This window comes from Aestuariirhabdus litorea, from assembly GCF_003864255.1.
Classification (GTDB): Bacteria; Pseudomonadota; Gammaproteobacteria; order Pseudomonadales; family Aestuariirhabdaceae; genus Aestuariirhabdus; species Aestuariirhabdus litorea.
Map to the genome: position 1 here is coordinate 1,354,800 of NZ_QWEZ01000001.1, position 14,647 is coordinate 1,369,446.

The following is a 14,647-nucleotide window of genomic DNA, read 5'->3' on the forward strand; positions in this document are numbered from 1 at the left end:
TACAGGGTAAAAAACACCCTGCGTGGTTGGAGTAAGGAGACGGACGCAGTGACACGTCGGCGCGTAGTTGTTACCGGGCTGGGTATGCTCAGCCCACTGGGATCATCGGTAAAATCGAGCTGGGACGCCGTACTGGCCGGTCGCAGCGGAATCGGGATGATTGAGCATTTTGATGCTTCCGCCTACAGCACCCGGATCTGCGGGCTCGTAGAGGGATTCGATGTAACCGATTACATGGCGGCCAAGGATGCGCGCAAGATAGACGTCTTTATGCAGTATGGCATTGCCGCTGCTGCCCAGGCGATCGAAGACTCCGGTATCCAGATCACTGAGACCAATGCCCGCCGGGCTGGCGTGGCGATGGGCTCAGGCATCGGCGGTTTAAGCATGATTGAAGATAACGTCAAGCTTCTTGCCAGTAGTGGCGCTCGACGCATCTCTCCCTTTTTTGTCCCCGGCGCGATCATCAACATGATCAGTGGCCGCCTATCGATCATGTATGGTCTCAAGGGACCTAACTACGCCATCACCACTGCCTGCACCACCGGCACCCACTGCATCGGAATGGCGGCCCGCAACATCGCTTACGGCGAGGCGGACATCATGGTTGCCGGCGGTGCCGAGAAAGCCTCCTGCGAGCTCGGTATGGCCGGTTTCGCAGCCGCCAGGGCACTCTCTACCCGCAACGATGACCCGGCCGCAGCCAGTCGTCCCTGGGATCAGGATCGTGATGGCTTTGTGCTGGGTGATGGCGCCGGAGCCCTGGTGCTTGAAGAGTATGAGCACGCCCTCAAGCGAGGAGCAAAGATCTACGCCGAGCTCAAAGGCTTCGGCATGAGTGGTGATGCCTTCCATATGACGGCCCCGCCAGAGAGCGGTGAAGGTGCGGCAGCCTCCATGCTCAACGCTATAGAGGATGCGGCACTGGAGCCCGCTCAAATCGATTACATCAACGCCCACGGCACTTCGACCCCCGCCGGAGACATTGCCGAAAGCAGGGCCGTCGAGTCGATTATGGGCGACCACGCACAACGTGTGGCCGTCAGCTCCACAAAATCGATGATTGGTCATCTTTTAGGGGCCGCGGGCGCTGTTGAAGCCATTTTCAGCATTCTCTCCATCCGTGACCAGGTTGCGCCCCCCACCATTAACCTGGATAACCCGGGGGAGGGCTGTGTGCTGGACTACGTGCCCCATAAGGCACGGGAGATGAAAATCGACCACGCACTCTCCAACTCCTTCGGCTTTGGCGGAACCAACGGCTCCCTGCTGTTTTCTCGTATTCAAAGCTGATGTCCCTGACCTGGTTAAACGGAGAGCCCCGTACCGAGATTGGCATACTGGATCGCGGACTTGCCTACGGTGACGGGCTCTTCGAAACCATCCGTGTGGAAGCCGGAGAACCCCGTCTGCTTGAGCTTCATATCCAGCGCCTGAGCTCCGATGCCCGGCGTCTTGGAATCAAGCTCGAACCTCAGCGCCTTCGTTCTGAAATCAGGCAGTGCCTGAAGGCCAGTGAACTGACCCGCTGTATCCTCAAAGTGGTGGTCACACGGGGGGTAGGAGGTCGTGGATACAGTCCCGCAGACTGCATCAGCCCGTCGCGTATCATCGCCTGCTTTGACCCGCCCGAATACCCCGGCCAGCCCTCCGTTAACGGGGTTCGGCTGTTCGAATGCCAAACCCCGCTGGGACTGTCCCCAGCTCTCGCCGGCATGAAGCACCTCAACCGGCTTGAACAGGTTCTTGCCCGTGCCGAGTGGAGCAGCCCTGAGTATGCCGAAGGCTTAATGCTCGACCTCAACGGCTTTCCGGTCGAGGGTACCATGAGCAACCTGTTCCTGGCCTCCGGGGGAAGGCTGCTGACGCCGGACTTACGCCTTTGCGGTGTCGCTGGCGTCTGTCGCCAGTACATAATCAATCAGGCTCAGGCGTGGCAGCTGCCGCTGGAGATAGCTTCTTTTTCCTGCGCGGATATGGTGGCTGCGGATGAGGTATTTGTCTGTAATTCAGTCTTTGGGGTTTGGCCTGTGGTGGCCTGGGGCAACCACCAGTGGTCAATCGGCCCGCTCACACGAGCGGTTCAAAAGCGGGTAGGGGAGGCACTCAGCGAATGATTCGCCGTTTAGGTATTACCGCTATCTCATTGTTATTTATAGGGGTTGTTGCGTTTTACTCCTTTCAGCAGCTGCTCAACCATTACGGGGATAGCCTGTTGCAAAACAGCGAACCTAGCGTACTCGAGGTTCCCCGTGGCAGCTCCATCAAATCGATCGCCCGGGACCTTAAGGCGCAGGGACTGATTAACGATGCCCGCTGGTTTGAGTGGTATAGCCGACTGCAGGCTGATACCACCCGTATTCAATCCGGCTTTTACGAGCTCCCTCCGGGAACCCGCGTCTCTGCGCTGCTGGATATGATGGTCAGTGGCAAGGTTCAACAGCTCAGCATCACCCTGGTGGAGGGTACAACCGTTGCCGATGCCCTTGCGCTCATCCTGTCCCAGCCCGGGCTCGTGCACAATGGGGAGCCCCTGAACCCATCCAGTGTCGCAACGGCCATTGGTGCAGAAGGTAATCCAGAGGGGCTTCTGTTCCCGGATACCTACTTTTTCACCGCCGGAACCCCCGCCCTGGAGCTGGTAAAACGGGCCCACGAGCGCCTGCAGTCGGTACTGGCCGAAGAGTGGGAGCAGCGTGCCCCGGAGCTACCCTACAAGACCGCCTATGAGGCGCTGATTATGGCCTCTATTGTTGAACGCGAAACCGGCGTGGCCTCAGAGCGGGGCGAAATTGCCGGGGTATTTGTGCGCCGACTCCGCAAGGGGATGCGCCTGCAAACTGACCCGACGGTCATTTACGGTCTCGGGGAGCGCTACAAGGGTAATATCACGCGCAAACACCTCACCGAGGAGACCCCCTACAACACCTATCGAATTTCGGGGTTACCGCCAACCCCCATTGCACTGGCGGGTCGCGAGGCGATTCACGCCGCACTGCATCCAACACCCGGTAATACCCTCTATTTTGTGGCTCGGGGTGATGGCAGCCATCAGTTTTCAGCTACGCTGGAAGCGCATAACCTGGCCGTAAGACAATACCAACTCAAACGCCGCAAGGACTATCGCTCCTCCCCGGCGAGCGAAGGAGAGAGCAGTGACTGAGCAGCAACCGAAATTTATCACGGTTGAGGGCGGCGAAGGTGCCGGCAAGAGCACCAACGTTGGCATCATCAAGGCCTGTCTGGATGATGCCGGTATTGCCTATCTGCATACCCGGGAGCCCGGCGGTACCCCGCTGGCCGAGGAGATCAGGGCCCTGCTCCTGACCAAGCGGGAGGAGCCGGTAGCCGCCGATACCGAGTTGCTGATGGCCTTTGCCGCCCGCGCCCAGCACATCGCCCAGGTGATTCGGCCGGCACTCGCCCGTGGCCAGTGGGTCCTCTGCGATCGCTTTACCGACGCCACCTTCGCCTATCAGGGGTCCGGCCGAGGCATCCCCAATGACAAAATTGCCCAGCTTGAAACCATGGTGCAACAGGGGTTGCAGCCGGACCTGACCCTGCTCTTCGACCTGCCGGTTGAGATCGGTATGGAGCGGGCCCGTCAGCGCGGCGCCCTTGACCGCTTCGAGAGCGAGCAGATCGCCTTTTTCGAGCGAGTGCGACGCGGCTACCTTGAGCGGGCACGACAGCATCCACAGCGTTTTCATATCCTCGACGCCTCACAGGGGCTGGAATCGGTGGCGCAGCAGGTGCGCCAGCTGATGACGCAGCTATTGGGCTGCTGATATGAACCCCCTGCACGGTGAGCCCAGACTTCACCCCTATCCCTGGCAAGCAGACCAGTGGCAGCGCCTCTGCGCGCAGCACCAGGAGGGGCGGCTTTCCCACGCCTACCTGCTGAAGGGGGCACCCGGGGTCGGTAAATTTGCCTTTGCCAGCGCCTTTGCGGGCTATGTCCTGTGCGAACAACCTGAAGGCGATGCCGCCTGTGGTGGTTGCAAAAGCTGCCACCTGTTTCGCTCAGGCGGGCATCCCGATCTACGGATTCTTCAACCCGAAGAGGGCGGCCGTGTAATCAAGGTCGATCAGGTGCGAGCGTTGATCGAATTTGCCTCAAAAACCGCCCAGCAGGGTGGCTATCGGGTGATTATCATCAATCCGGCCGAGGCGATGAATAGCAATTCCGCCAATGCCCTGCTTAAGTCGCTGGAGGAGCCCGGGGCCCAAACCCTGATCCTGCTGGTGACGGCCCGTCAGGGCGCCATGCTGGCGACCATCAACAGCCGCTGCCAGCAACTTCCTTTTACCCTGCCGCAGCGCCAGCAGAGCCTCGACTGGCTGGCAGGTCTCTCCAACGAGGAGAGCGACCAGCTCGAACTGCTGTTGGTGCTGGCTGACGGGCAGCCACTCACCGCTTTACAGTTTGCTAATGAGCAGATGCTGAAGGAACGTGCACGCCTGATTGAGGAAATAGGCTCCATCACCAAAGGCAAACACTCCCCCATCGAGATTGCCCAGCGCTGGAAAGACCAGGACCTCCCTCGCTTGCTGGGGTGGGTTTCAGGCTGGGTTGCCGATATCCTGCGCCTGCAGCAGGGAGGGGAGGAGACGCCCCTCAATAACCCGGACCTCAGGGCCATGGCCACCTATATCGCAAAAAAGGCCAACACCCGGTCACTCTTTGAACTGCAGCAGTGGATCAATGAGCAGCGGGCCCTCTGCCAGGGAGCAGGAAACCTCAACCGGCAGCTGCTGCTGGAGGATCTCCTGATACGCTGGCTGCATTTAACTCTCGGCTAAAATAGTGAATAATGGCTGTGACCAATCACCTTTCTGATCGTGCTGCTGGATAATCATGAACCAAGCCAAACCATCGCCCCGCAACGGAATACTGTCGCTGACCATCAAGGACAAAGCGGTACTTTACGCTGCCTACATGCCCTTTGTGAGTAATGGCGGCCTCTTTATACCGACCAACAAAAACTATGGGCTCGGTGATGAGGTGTTTATGCTGCTCAACCTGATGGACGAGCCCGAAAAGATCCCCGTAGCGGGCAAAGTGGTCTGGGTTACTCCGCGGGGAGCCCAGGGCAACCGTGCTGCCGGCATAGGTGTGCAGTTCAATGAAAAGGATGAGATTGCCCGCAACAAGATTGAAACCTACCTCGCCGGCGCCCTCGAGTCGGACCGACCGACACATACCATGTAATGGATATAAAGAACCCCGCCACTGGCGGGGTTTTATTTTAGGCCTTGCGCACGCCTAATCCTTCAGCTCGGGGAGGTCACGGTAGAGTTCAAGTGCCTCTGGATTAGCCAGGGCATCGGTGTTCTTGACGACCTCCCCGTGAATCACATTGCGAACCGCCAGCTCCACAATTTTGCCGCTAATGGTACGCGGAATATCAGCCACAGCGATCACTTTGGCGGGAACATGACGTGGCGTCGTATTACTGCGAATCATCTGGCGTATACGAGCCACCAACTCATCGCTGAGGCGCTCCCCATCCTGCAGGCGCACAAAGAGAATGACCCGAACATCATCCAGCCACTGCTGTCCAACGCAGATCGCCTCCTGCACTTCAGGAATCTGCTCCACCTGGCGGTAGATCTCCGCGGTGCCAATGCGTACGCCACCCGGATTTAGCACTGCATCAGCCCGGCCATGGATAATGACTCCCCCCTGTTCAGTACGTTCACCATAATCGCCGTGGCACCACCACCCCTTGAAGGCCTCAAAATAAGCACTGTGGTAGCGCGCTCCTTCAGGGTCATTCCAGAAGCCGATGGGCATGGAGGGGAAGCTGTTTCGACACACCAACTCCCCCTTTTCACCGATATGGCTATGTCCCTGCTCATCCACAAAGTGAACATCCATCGCCAACCCGGTGCACTGGAGCTGTCCCCGATAGACCGGCAGGGCCGGGCACCCGAGGGCAAAACAGGAGATGATGTCGGTACCACCGGAGATTGAGCTCAGACAGAGGTCCGTTTTAATTTCCCGGTAGACGTAATCAAAACTTTCATGGGAGAGGGGAGAGCCGGTCGAGAGTATCGTCCGCAGCGCCGGCAGCGAATGAGTTTGGGCAGGGCGCACACCGGCTTTTTCCAGGGCGGCAATGTATTTGGCGCTGGTGCCGAAAACAGTGATTTTCTCCTCCTGCGCCATATCGATCAGGGAGCCGGGTTCGGGATAGAAGGGGGACCCGTCGAACAGCACCAGGGTCGCCCCGCTGGCCAGCCCGCTGACCAGCCAGTTCCACATCATCCAGCCGCAGGTGGTGTAATAGAAGAGCACATCGTCGGCCTTGAGGTCGGTATGCAGGCGATGCTCTTTGCGATGCTGCAACAGAGTCCCCCCCACCCCGTGAACGATGCACTTGGGCACCCCGGTGGTACCGGATGAGTACATAATGTAGAGCGGATCATCAAAGGCCATGGGCTCAAAGGGGATCTCGCTGGCGTCGTTGGCGAGCAGGCTTTCCCAAAGAAGGCCGCTGGCAAGGGGGAGAGGTTGAGCGGCGAACGCGCCGGGCTCGAGGAAGGGCACCACCACCACCGCTTCCAGGGAGTCGATCATCTCCTCGATACGGGCTACTTTCTCCAGGTTATCCAGGTTTTTTCCGTTGTAGTGGTAACCATCGGTGGTGAAGAGGAGTTTGGGAGCGATCTGGCCGAAGCGGTCGATCACCCCATTGATGCCAAAATCAGGGGAACAGGAGGACCAGACCGCCCCCAGACTGGTGGTCGCCAGCATGGCAACCACCGTCTCCAGGCAGTTGGGCATAAAGCCGGCGACGCGGTCCCCTTTACCGACTCCCCGCTTCTTGAGACTGTGGGCCAGGCGAGCCACCTGCTGGTAAAGTGCCCCATAGCTCAGGCTCTTGCGCGCTCCATTTTCACCGCGAAACACCAGGGCGCAGTGATCATCACGCCGACGAAGCAGGTTTTGGGCAAAGTTGAGGCGGGCGCCGGGAAACCATTGAGCCCCCGGAAGCTGGTCCGCATCGCGCACGGCCTCCTGCGCCGGGGTTGTGAACTGAATTCCATCGTAGCGGACCAGGGTATCCCAAAACTGGGGGGCGTTTTCGACACTCCACTGGTGCAGCTGCCAGTAATCTTCAAGCTTCAAGCCAGGGGTTGTACCAAAGCGGTTATCGTTTAGCGCAGCACGAAAGTCGGTAATGTTTGCCTTCGCAACCTGTTCAGCGGAGGGGCTCCAGAGCGGTGTATCCATGCATGTGTCCTTGAAATGGGGGGAGGGCTATGCCACCGGTTAGGCGGCTCCCGGCAGGGAGAAGACCACTCTATCACAGCTTACGCTTACGTAAAGGTAAGCCGCACCGGGAGCACCGAGGGTTAAATCTGTACCCCTCCGCGACCAAACTCCTTGAGTGCCATGGCGGTGAGGAATGAGCGCATCCAGATGCTGGAGGCATCATGCTCAGAGTTATCGTGCCAGTAAAGATGACACTGCAAAGGATCCACTCCCTTGAAGGGGAGTTCAAGAACCCGAAGGTCAGGGTCATTGGCGACCAGGCTGTAGGGAATGGTCAACGCCATATCGGTTTTCTTCACCACCCGGGAGGCCATCAGGTTGTAGTTGGCTCGCAGGGCGATGCGCCGCTGCAACCCCAGTTTTCCGAGGGCAAGGTCGACGTAGCCCAGCCCGCTGCGGCGGCTGGAGACCTGGATATGGTCGAGGGCGAGGTACTGTTCAGGGGTGATGCTCTCCACCGACAACGGATGATCCTTGCGCAGCACGCAAACGTAGCGCTCTTCGTAGAGCTGGACATGGTGCAGCTGTTCGTCAAGCGGCAGGTTGGCGTCGATAACAAAGTCGAGGCGGCCACTGGCCAGCTCCTTGGAAGCCTCCCGCCGACGCACCTGAAAGCTTTCGATGCGGACCCTCGGCGCCACCTTGGCAAGGCCGGAAAACATTGCTGGCAGAAAGAGCGCCTCAGTCAGGTCGCCCATGCTGAAGCGGAACAGCTTATCCGCCTTGGCGGGCACAAACTCGTTGCCATGCTGCACGCTGTTGCGCATCAGCTGCAGCGACTGGCGGATGGCGCCGATGATATTTTGCGCCAGGGGGGTAGGCACCATCCCCTGGGAGGAGCGGATAAAAAGCTGGTCATCAAAGGTATCGCGCAGGCGGGAGAGGGCATTACTGACCGCCGGCTGGGTAATTCCGACCACCTGCCCGGCCCGGGTCAGGTTACCTTCGTTGTAGATCGCTTCAAACACCACAAAGAGGTTGAGATCGATATCGCTGAGGTTCATAGCAGTGCTCCGCACTAAGAGGCAAAATGGACAATGACGGGGCAGTGGTCGGAGGGTTTCTCCATCGCCCGGATTTCATAATCGATCAGAGCCTCGGTGCACTGCGCACTCAGGGCCGGGGTGGCGAGCAGGGTATCGATCCTGAGTCCACGCCGCGGCGTATCATCAAAGCCGCGGCTACGGTAATCAAACCAGCTGTAATGGTCGGTAGCATCAGGGTGAAGCGCCCGGTAGCAGTCCTCCAGCCCCCACCCCATCAAGCGCTGATACCACTCGCGCTCCTCGGGCAAAAAACTGCACTTGCCAGTGCGCAGCCAGCGTTTGGCGTTGTCGGGGCCGATACCGATATCGGCGTCCGTCGGGGAGATGTTGAAATCCCCCATCACCAACAGTCGCTCCTGGGGCTGATGATACGTTTCCAGATAATGCTGGAGGTCGGCGTAGAAGCGCTCTTTAGCCGGAAACTTGATCGCGTGGGAGCGGTTATCCCCCTGGGGAAAATAGCCGTTGAGCACCATTAAGGGCTGGTGCCCCTCAATCCGGTATTCGGCCATGATCATTCGGCGCTGGGCATTGGGCTCATCCCCGGGAAACCCCTTAATCACCTTAAGCGGAGCGGTCCGGCTCAACAGGGCGACTCCGTAATGCCCCTTCTGGCCATGGATTTCGGCGTGATAGCCCATCTCTGCGATCGCCTCGATGGGGAACTCGTTATCGACCACCTTGCTTTCCTGAATACCGATCACGTCGGGCTGGTGACGATCCACCAAAGCCTGCAGTTGATGAAGGCGTGCGCGTATACCATTGACGTTAAATGAGACCAATTTCATATTTTTTCCGAGTGTAATCCAGGATGCAAAACAGACATGAAATCAGAAGCTTACCACACAACTCCAAGCCAATACCGTACCTTTGGCAGAAAACAGGGCAGGGGGGATTGGTCAACCGGGGATCCTTTTGCTAGGTTAAATATCACACAATCGCTCAACAACCTGACCCCGGAGCGGAGGTAATGCCCATGCAAGGCACCCAGTCCCATGGTACCCCCCAGAATGTACAGATCATCCAGCTCAACCTGAGCTGGAAACGCGAGGCGCGCGCCGTCCTGTTCAATGCCTATCGGGAGTGCCCCCTTTACCAGCGGCTCTTCTCCTCCGAAGTGGAAGGCTTTGTACAGCGATTACGCAGTGGTATCCGGGAGATGTGCAGTATCTACTTCGACTCCGACGACCTTATTCTGGGGTTACTGGTGAATGATCGACTGAGCGGTGTCGCGGTACTTTGCCCCCCCAATCGCAAACGGCTGGCCGACATCTTCAGCTGGCGTTGGAAGATGTTTCTCACCGCCGGGTTTGGCTGTACCGAGCGAATCAACGAGTACCAGGCGCGGGTCGCCAACCACTTGCACAACTGTTACCAGGTCCCCCTGATCGGCATCAACGCCGAACAGCGCCACCTGGGGCTGGGTAAGCAGCTGTTCGACGAGATTCATCGCCAGGTTGAAAGCGACCGGAGTGCCCGTGGCGTGGTTATAGATACTGCCAACCCCTATTACCTCGACTACTTCGCCGCCCAGGGCTACCAGGTGATCGAAACACTGTCGATTGACGGGCTGGAGGAGAAGATCCTGTTGCGGCCCAACCCGGTTCGCCTGGTGCAGTAACCTCACCCCCGGGGAGGTTCGCATAGGGGCCTAAGGGTTGGCCGCAAGCGGATGGGTAGTTCTGCGAATGGTTGCCAGCCGGCTTTGCTGGCAACCTAGGCAATAACTACCGGAGGATACCCACCATGTTGGTTTTCAGCCTTATCTTTATTGCCCTGACTGCGGCGCTGATGAGCATCGGCACACCGGCCTTTCTGCAAGTTGAAAAGCAGTAGGGGGCTTTAACGCCCCCCGCCAGCAGCACCGGTTCATTGGAGCAGGCGGGCGGCCTGTGCCGGTAAGATGAGCGATTCTCCTTCGCTTAAGCCTGCAATCACCTCCAGCCGACCGTCTGCTAATACCCGCCCCAGGCGCACCACCCGTTTCTCCACGCCGCCCGCGCGGGGCACCCATACCAGATTAAGCTGGCCAACTTCGGTCAGGTATTGACGGGGAATCACCACCCGCTCAACGGCCTCGGTGGGGACCCGTATACGCGCGTACATGCCGGGTAACAGCGGCTGGCCAGACACCTGAACCTTGACCAGAAAACTGCGGGTGCTGGCATTAGCGGCTGGCACGATCTCTTCAATACGCCCGCTCAGCTCTGCCCCCAGTGCCGGCACCTCCACCTCCAGGCTATCCCCCGGTTGCAGGCTGAGTGCCAGGGATTCCCGCACAGAGGCTTCTACCTGCATCGCAACCGGGTTGTATAGATCCAGCAACGGAATACCGGGTTGTGCCGTATCGCCAGGCTCGGCGTAACGGTCAACCACCCGGCCGGCGATCGGGGAACGAATCACAGTGTAGGAGAGGGCCGTGCGCGCCTCACTGAGCGCCTGGGCAGCCGCCCTCAGCTCCGCTTGCAGCTCACTGAAACTGGCGCGCGCCCGGTCAAGTTCAGCCTGGGATACCGCGCCCTGGGTAAAGAGGGTTTCCATGCGACTCAACGAACTGCCCACCTCCTTTTGACGCGCCTCCAGCAGATCAATACGGGCACTGGCCTGCTGCACACGGGCCGCCAGATCGGCTTGCTCTAGGGTAACCAGGACCTGGTTCGGCTCCACCGTATCACCGGCGCGGACCTCAAGCCGCTCTATACGCGCCAGCAAGCGGGACGAGATCTGGGTCGATTGCCGTGCCCGCACGGTAGCGGGGACCGGCTCGCTACGCTCAACCTGCTCCAGCGCAACCCGGTATCCGGCCTCAGGCGTTACGCCGGAAGCACTCAGTGCCGGGGGAAGCTTGCGGTCGAACAGCCCGGCCATGTAGCCGAGCCCGGCCAGAAGCACAAGCAGGACCAGTAGCGGCAACAGGGTCTGTGATAGACGAGATCTCATTGGTTCAATCCTCAGGGGAAGGGCGGGACAGAGGCGGGGCCGCAGGAGAGCGCCCCTGTGCTTCGTGACGGGTGGGGTGGTCAAACGCCAGCTGGTAGACCACCGGCACCACCAACAGGGTAAAGAGTGTGGAAGCGATGATTCCAAAGATAATGGCGAGTGCGAGCCCGTTAAAAACCGGGTCCAGGGTAATGGCCAGATTACCCAGCAGGGTGGTGCCAGCGGTCAGCAACACCGGTCGCATACGTACCGAGCCAGCCTCCAGCAATGCCTCCCTGATCGCCATTCCCTGCGCCCTGGCCTGGGTTATAAACTCAATCAGAATCAGTGAGTTACGAACCACAATTCCAGCCAGGGCTATCATTCCGATCATCGCTGTGGCGGTGAACAAGACCGGGTCAGGTGCACCGGCTACCGTGCGCTCACCCAGCTGATTCAACAACCAAAAGCCCGGCATGATGCCGATAACAGTCAGGGGGATAGCGGACATAATGATCAATGCCAGCGCTACGGAACCGGTCTGTATGCGCAGGACAATGAAGATCGCTACAAGGGCAAAGGCAAAGGCAATCCCCATATCGCGAAAGACCCGTACGGTAATGCGCCACTCCCCTTCACCGCTCCAGCTCAGCTCGGTCCCCTCAGTCAGGCGCCAGGGGAGACCCGCGCCCGGCTCCACAAAGGAACGCTGCTGCCAGTTCCGGGCGGTCGCCGAGCCATTCAGATCCACTCGATCACCCGAACCCGAAGGGAGTTGATCAGCGTTCAGGTCTGCGATCACCTCTGCCGGGGTCCGCCCAGAAAGTTCAGCAGTAACATAAACAACGGGCCTCAAGTCTTTGTGGTGTATAGTTTTCTCAACTTCTGAGAGTTGCCACTCACCCAACTCGCCGAGAGCGACCAACGGTTGTGGCAGACGGTCGAGCCCGCCATCCCGACTCTGCTGGGTAACACCCGGCTCCCCCTTCACCAACAGCCGGTCGTAGTCGGCAGGGTCCGCCCGGGACGCCTGCGGAATCCGTAACAGGGCAGGCAGGGGGGCCGCTTCCCGGGGCTGCAGGATATAGCCGGCAACGACCCCCTGGTTGGCGATCGCCAGGGTATCGTTGAGCGTCTGTGTGGAGATGCCGGCCAGTGCCGCTTTCTGCTTATCGGCCACAAAACGCAACAGGGGCTGGCTGGCCTCGAGGGTAGAGTCCACCTCCACCACGTGGGGCTCCAGGGCGAGCCGCTCCATCAGCGTCCGGGCGCTGGCTTCAAGGTGGCGCGCCGGCGCCAGTGGATCACCGTAGATCTCTGCCACCAGGGTGCTCATAACCGGCGGCCCCGGAGGCACCTCTACCACCTTGATCGATACACCGTCGCGTGCCATGGGGGCCAGCAACTCCCTCAGGCGCAACACCAGGGCATGGGATTGCTGCTCACGCAATGCCTTGTCAACAAGCACCAGGCGCAGCTCGGCCTGGTGGGGCTGTTGGCGCAGATAGTATCGACGCACCATGCCATTAAAGTCGAAGGGGGAGGGCAGCCCTACAAAGCCCGCCGCTGACTCGACTTCGGCCAGCCTCAACACCTGGGCCGCGATAGCGCTGGTGGTGGCCGCCGTGGACTCCAGACTCGCGTCCTCGGGCAGGTCGATCAACACCTGCACCTCGTTCTTGTTGTCATAGGGCAGTAGCTTTAGAGGAACGGCCCTCAACAGCGGCAGCGAAGCGGCGACCAAAAATAGCAGCAACATCACCCACAGCAGTGCCTTGGCACGGCGTGGACTGTCCAGCACACGGACCAGAAGCCCTTTGTAGGCAGAGACTAACCGCCCTTCACCGGTCGGAGCGGATGCTGGGGTCGGATGCAGGAGGTGTCCTGCCATCCAGGGGGTGATCATAAACGCCACCAGGGTACTCATGATTACACTAAGAGGCACATTAAACGCCATAGGGGCCATGTAAGGACCCATCATTCCGGTGATAAAACCGAGCGGAAGAAACGCCAGCACGATGGTCAGGGTAGACATCAGCAGCGGAACCCGAATCTCGGCCATAGCCGCAACAATACGGTCTGAGCGGGAGCCCTTTGAGCGACGCAGGTGGCGCTCTATGTTATCGGCACCGGTGATGGGGTCATCGACCAGCAGGCCGAGCGCCAGGATCAGGGCAAAGAGGGTGACTCGGTTGATGGTATAACCAAACGCCAGGTCAAGGCCCAGGGTAACCCCATAGCAGACCGGTACCGCTAGCCCCACGACCAACGCAGGTCGCCAGCCCAGAAACAGACCGATAAAGACGATCACGATGAGCACGGCCATCGCCAGGTTGGAGGTCAGGCTGTTGACCTTTTCGTCAGCGGTTGCCCCGTAATCACGTAATACCTGGACCTGTACACCCGGCGGAAACCAGTTCCGTTTTAAAACCTCCAGCCGCTCCTGGACCGCACGCGACACCGCCACCGCATTGCTACCCGGCTGCTTGGCAATGCTGAGTACCACCATCGGCTGGCTGGGGCTCAGGCCGCCAGCTTCACGCTTGTGCATAAACCAGCTGTAATGGGTTGCCTCGCTTGGCCCATCCTCAATATGAGCGACATCTCCGAGCAGGATCGGCGTGCCATCAATAACGTTCACCACCAGGCTGCGGAGCTGTGCAACTTCCCGCAGGGCATCGCCGCTCTCCAGTCGAAAGGAGCGGTTGTCGAGGGTCCAGACACCCTGATCCGCCAACCGGTTGGAGCGACCTATGGCGCTGAGCACCTCAGTCGCGCTGGTTCTATGGGCCGCCAGGCGCTCCGGGTTGAGGTAGATAGTGGCGGTACGGGATCGACCCCCTACCACCTCCACCGAGCTGGTTTGGTGGATCGCCTGCAGCTCAGTGGACAACTCCTGGGCCAGCCGGCGAAGACCGAAGTCATCCAGCGTTGTGGCCGAGTCACTCCAGATCCCAAGCACAAGGATAGCCACGTCGTCGACCTCGACTGGACGCACCTGCCAGCGTTCAACCACCGGAGGAATTAGGTGAGTATTGGAATATAACTTGTTGTATGTATTGAGGATTGAGTCTTCCCGATCTTCACCAACAAAAAAACGAAGGGTCACCATGCCCTGGCCACGGGACGAACTGGAGTACACATGCTCGACCCCTGGAATTTGGGAAAGTAGCTTCTCCAGCGGTATGGTGACCTGGCGCTCCACCTGCTTGGCCGTAAGCCCGGGCGCATCAACCTGCACATCCAGCATGGGCACAACGATCTGCGGCTCCTCTTCGCGAGGGGTCAGCTCGAGCCCTATCAGCCCGCTCGCAAGCGCCAAAATAAAAAGGAGAAGGGGAGCCTTGCTGTTCAGTGAGGCCCTGACCCAGCGACTGAATAGATCATGGTGGCTCATAGC

General features: G+C 59.4%; 12 protein-coding genes. 7 read left to right on the top strand and 5 right to left on the bottom strand.

Annotation, left to right across the window (positions count from 1 at the left end; translation table 11 throughout):
* Window positions 1–48: 48 nt before the first annotated feature.
* Genes fabF through D0544_RS06295 form a run of 6 tightly spaced genes read left to right on the top strand, consistent with a single transcriptional unit; the run spans window position 49 to window position 5,212 of the window.
* On the top strand, window positions 49–1,293 hold the full coding sequence (gene fabF, locus D0544_RS06270; RefSeq protein ID WP_125015135.1) for a beta-ketoacyl-ACP synthase II: 1,245 nt from the start codon (window positions 49–51) through the stop codon (window positions 1,291–1,293).
* Window positions 1,293–2,117, top strand: coding sequence for an aminodeoxychorismate lyase (pabC, locus tag D0544_RS06275; protein ID WP_125015136.1), 825 nt, complete (start codon window positions 1,293–1,295; stop codon window positions 2,115–2,117). The genes fabF and pabC overlap by 1 nt, the downstream gene beginning before the upstream one ends.
* Window positions 2,114–3,163, top strand: a complete 1,050-nt coding sequence (gene mltG, locus D0544_RS06280; protein ID WP_125015137.1) for an endolytic transglycosylase MltG — start codon at window positions 2,114–2,116, stop codon at window positions 3,161–3,163. Before pabC ends, mltG begins: the two co-directional genes overlap by 4 nt.
* A complete protein-coding gene (tmk, locus tag D0544_RS06285) occupies window positions 3,156–3,788 on the top strand; it encodes a dTMP kinase (RefSeq protein WP_125015138.1) in 633 nt (210 codons plus the stop codon). The genes mltG and tmk overlap by 8 nt, the downstream gene beginning before the upstream one ends.
* Before the next feature lies 1 nt (window position 3,789).
* On the top strand, window positions 3,790–4,803 hold the full coding sequence (locus D0544_RS06290; RefSeq protein ID WP_125015139.1) for a DNA polymerase III subunit delta': 1,014 nt from the start codon (window positions 3,790–3,792) through the stop codon (window positions 4,801–4,803).
* 55 nt (window positions 4,804–4,858) lie between these two features.
* On the top strand, window positions 4,859–5,212 hold the full coding sequence (locus tag D0544_RS06295) for a PilZ domain-containing protein (protein WP_125015140.1): 354 nt from the start codon (window positions 4,859–4,861) through the stop codon (window positions 5,210–5,212).
* Between the two features lie 54 nt (window positions 5,213–5,266).
* On the opposite strand, the gene D0544_RS06300 is transcribed toward D0544_RS06295, so the two are convergent.
* The 3 genes from D0544_RS06300 to xthA all read right to left on the bottom strand — a co-directional run bounded on the left by D0544_RS06300 (window position 5,267) and on the right by xthA (window position 9,116).
* Window positions 5,267–7,240, bottom strand: coding sequence for an acetoacetate--CoA ligase (locus D0544_RS06300; protein ID WP_125015141.1), 1,974 nt, complete (start codon window positions 7,238–7,240; stop codon window positions 5,267–5,269).
* A gap of 122 nt (window positions 7,241–7,362) precedes the next feature.
* Window positions 7,363–8,286 (bottom strand): LysR family transcriptional regulator, encoded by a 924-nt coding sequence (locus tag D0544_RS06305; protein ID WP_125015142.1) that lies wholly within the window; start codon window positions 8,284–8,286, stop codon window positions 7,363–7,365.
* A 14-nt stretch (window positions 8,287–8,300) separates the two neighbouring features.
* On the bottom strand, window positions 8,301–9,116 hold the full coding sequence (gene xthA, locus D0544_RS06310; protein ID WP_125015143.1) for an exodeoxyribonuclease III: 816 nt from the start codon (window positions 9,114–9,116) through the stop codon (window positions 8,301–8,303).
* 182 nt (window positions 9,117–9,298) lie between these two features.
* On the opposite strand from xthA, the gene D0544_RS06315 reads away from it, so the two are divergent.
* Window positions 9,299–9,949 (top strand): hypothetical protein, encoded by a 651-nt coding sequence (locus tag D0544_RS06315; protein WP_125015144.1) that lies wholly within the window; start codon window positions 9,299–9,301, stop codon window positions 9,947–9,949.
* A 248-nt stretch (window positions 9,950–10,197) separates the two neighbouring features.
* On the opposite strand, the gene D0544_RS06320 is transcribed toward D0544_RS06315, so the two are convergent.
* Both D0544_RS06320 and D0544_RS06325 read right to left on the bottom strand, forming a co-directional pair.
* The gene (locus tag D0544_RS06320) at window positions 10,198–11,268 is read right to left on the bottom strand and encodes an efflux RND transporter periplasmic adaptor subunit (RefSeq protein ID WP_125015145.1); all 1,071 of its coding nucleotides are present in this window, start codon (window positions 11,266–11,268) and stop codon (window positions 10,198–10,200) included.
* A gap of 4 nt (window positions 11,269–11,272) precedes the next feature.
* Window positions 11,273–14,644 (bottom strand): efflux RND transporter permease subunit, encoded by a 3,372-nt coding sequence (locus D0544_RS06325; RefSeq protein WP_125015146.1) that lies wholly within the window; start codon window positions 14,642–14,644, stop codon window positions 11,273–11,275.
* Window positions 14,645–14,647: the final 3 nt, after the last annotated feature.

Bases quoted from the DNA above. Each gene is read 5' to 3' on its own strand.
- D0544_RS06325 (WP_125015146.1), bottom strand. From the start codon at position 14,644: ATGAGCCACCATGATCTATTCAGTCGCTGGGTCAGGGCCTCACTGAAC.
- mltG (WP_125015137.1), top strand. From the start codon at position 2,114: ATGATTCGCCGTTTAGGTATTACCGCTATCTCATTGTTATTTATAGGG.
- D0544_RS06300 (WP_125015141.1), bottom strand. From the start codon at position 7,240: ATGGATACACCGCTCTGGAGCCCCTCCGCTGAACAGGTTGCGAAGGCA.
- D0544_RS06290 (WP_125015139.1), top strand. From the start codon at position 3,790: ATGAACCCCCTGCACGGTGAGCCCAGACTTCACCCCTATCCCTGGCAA.
- D0544_RS06320 (WP_125015145.1), bottom strand. From the start codon at position 11,268: ATGAGATCTCGTCTATCACAGACCCTGTTGCCGCTACTGGTCCTGCTT.
- pabC (WP_125015136.1), top strand. From the start codon at position 1,293: ATGTCCCTGACCTGGTTAAACGGAGAGCCCCGTACCGAGATTGGCATA.
- D0544_RS06305 (WP_125015142.1), bottom strand. From the start codon at position 8,286: ATGAACCTCAGCGATATCGATCTCAACCTCTTTGTGGTGTTTGAAGCG.
- D0544_RS06295 (WP_125015140.1), top strand. From the start codon at position 4,859: ATGAACCAAGCCAAACCATCGCCCCGCAACGGAATACTGTCGCTGACC.
- xthA (WP_125015143.1), bottom strand. From the start codon at position 9,116: ATGAAATTGGTCTCATTTAACGTCAATGGTATACGCGCACGCCTTCAT.
- D0544_RS06315 (WP_125015144.1), top strand. From the start codon at position 9,299: ATGCCCATGCAAGGCACCCAGTCCCATGGTACCCCCCAGAATGTACAG.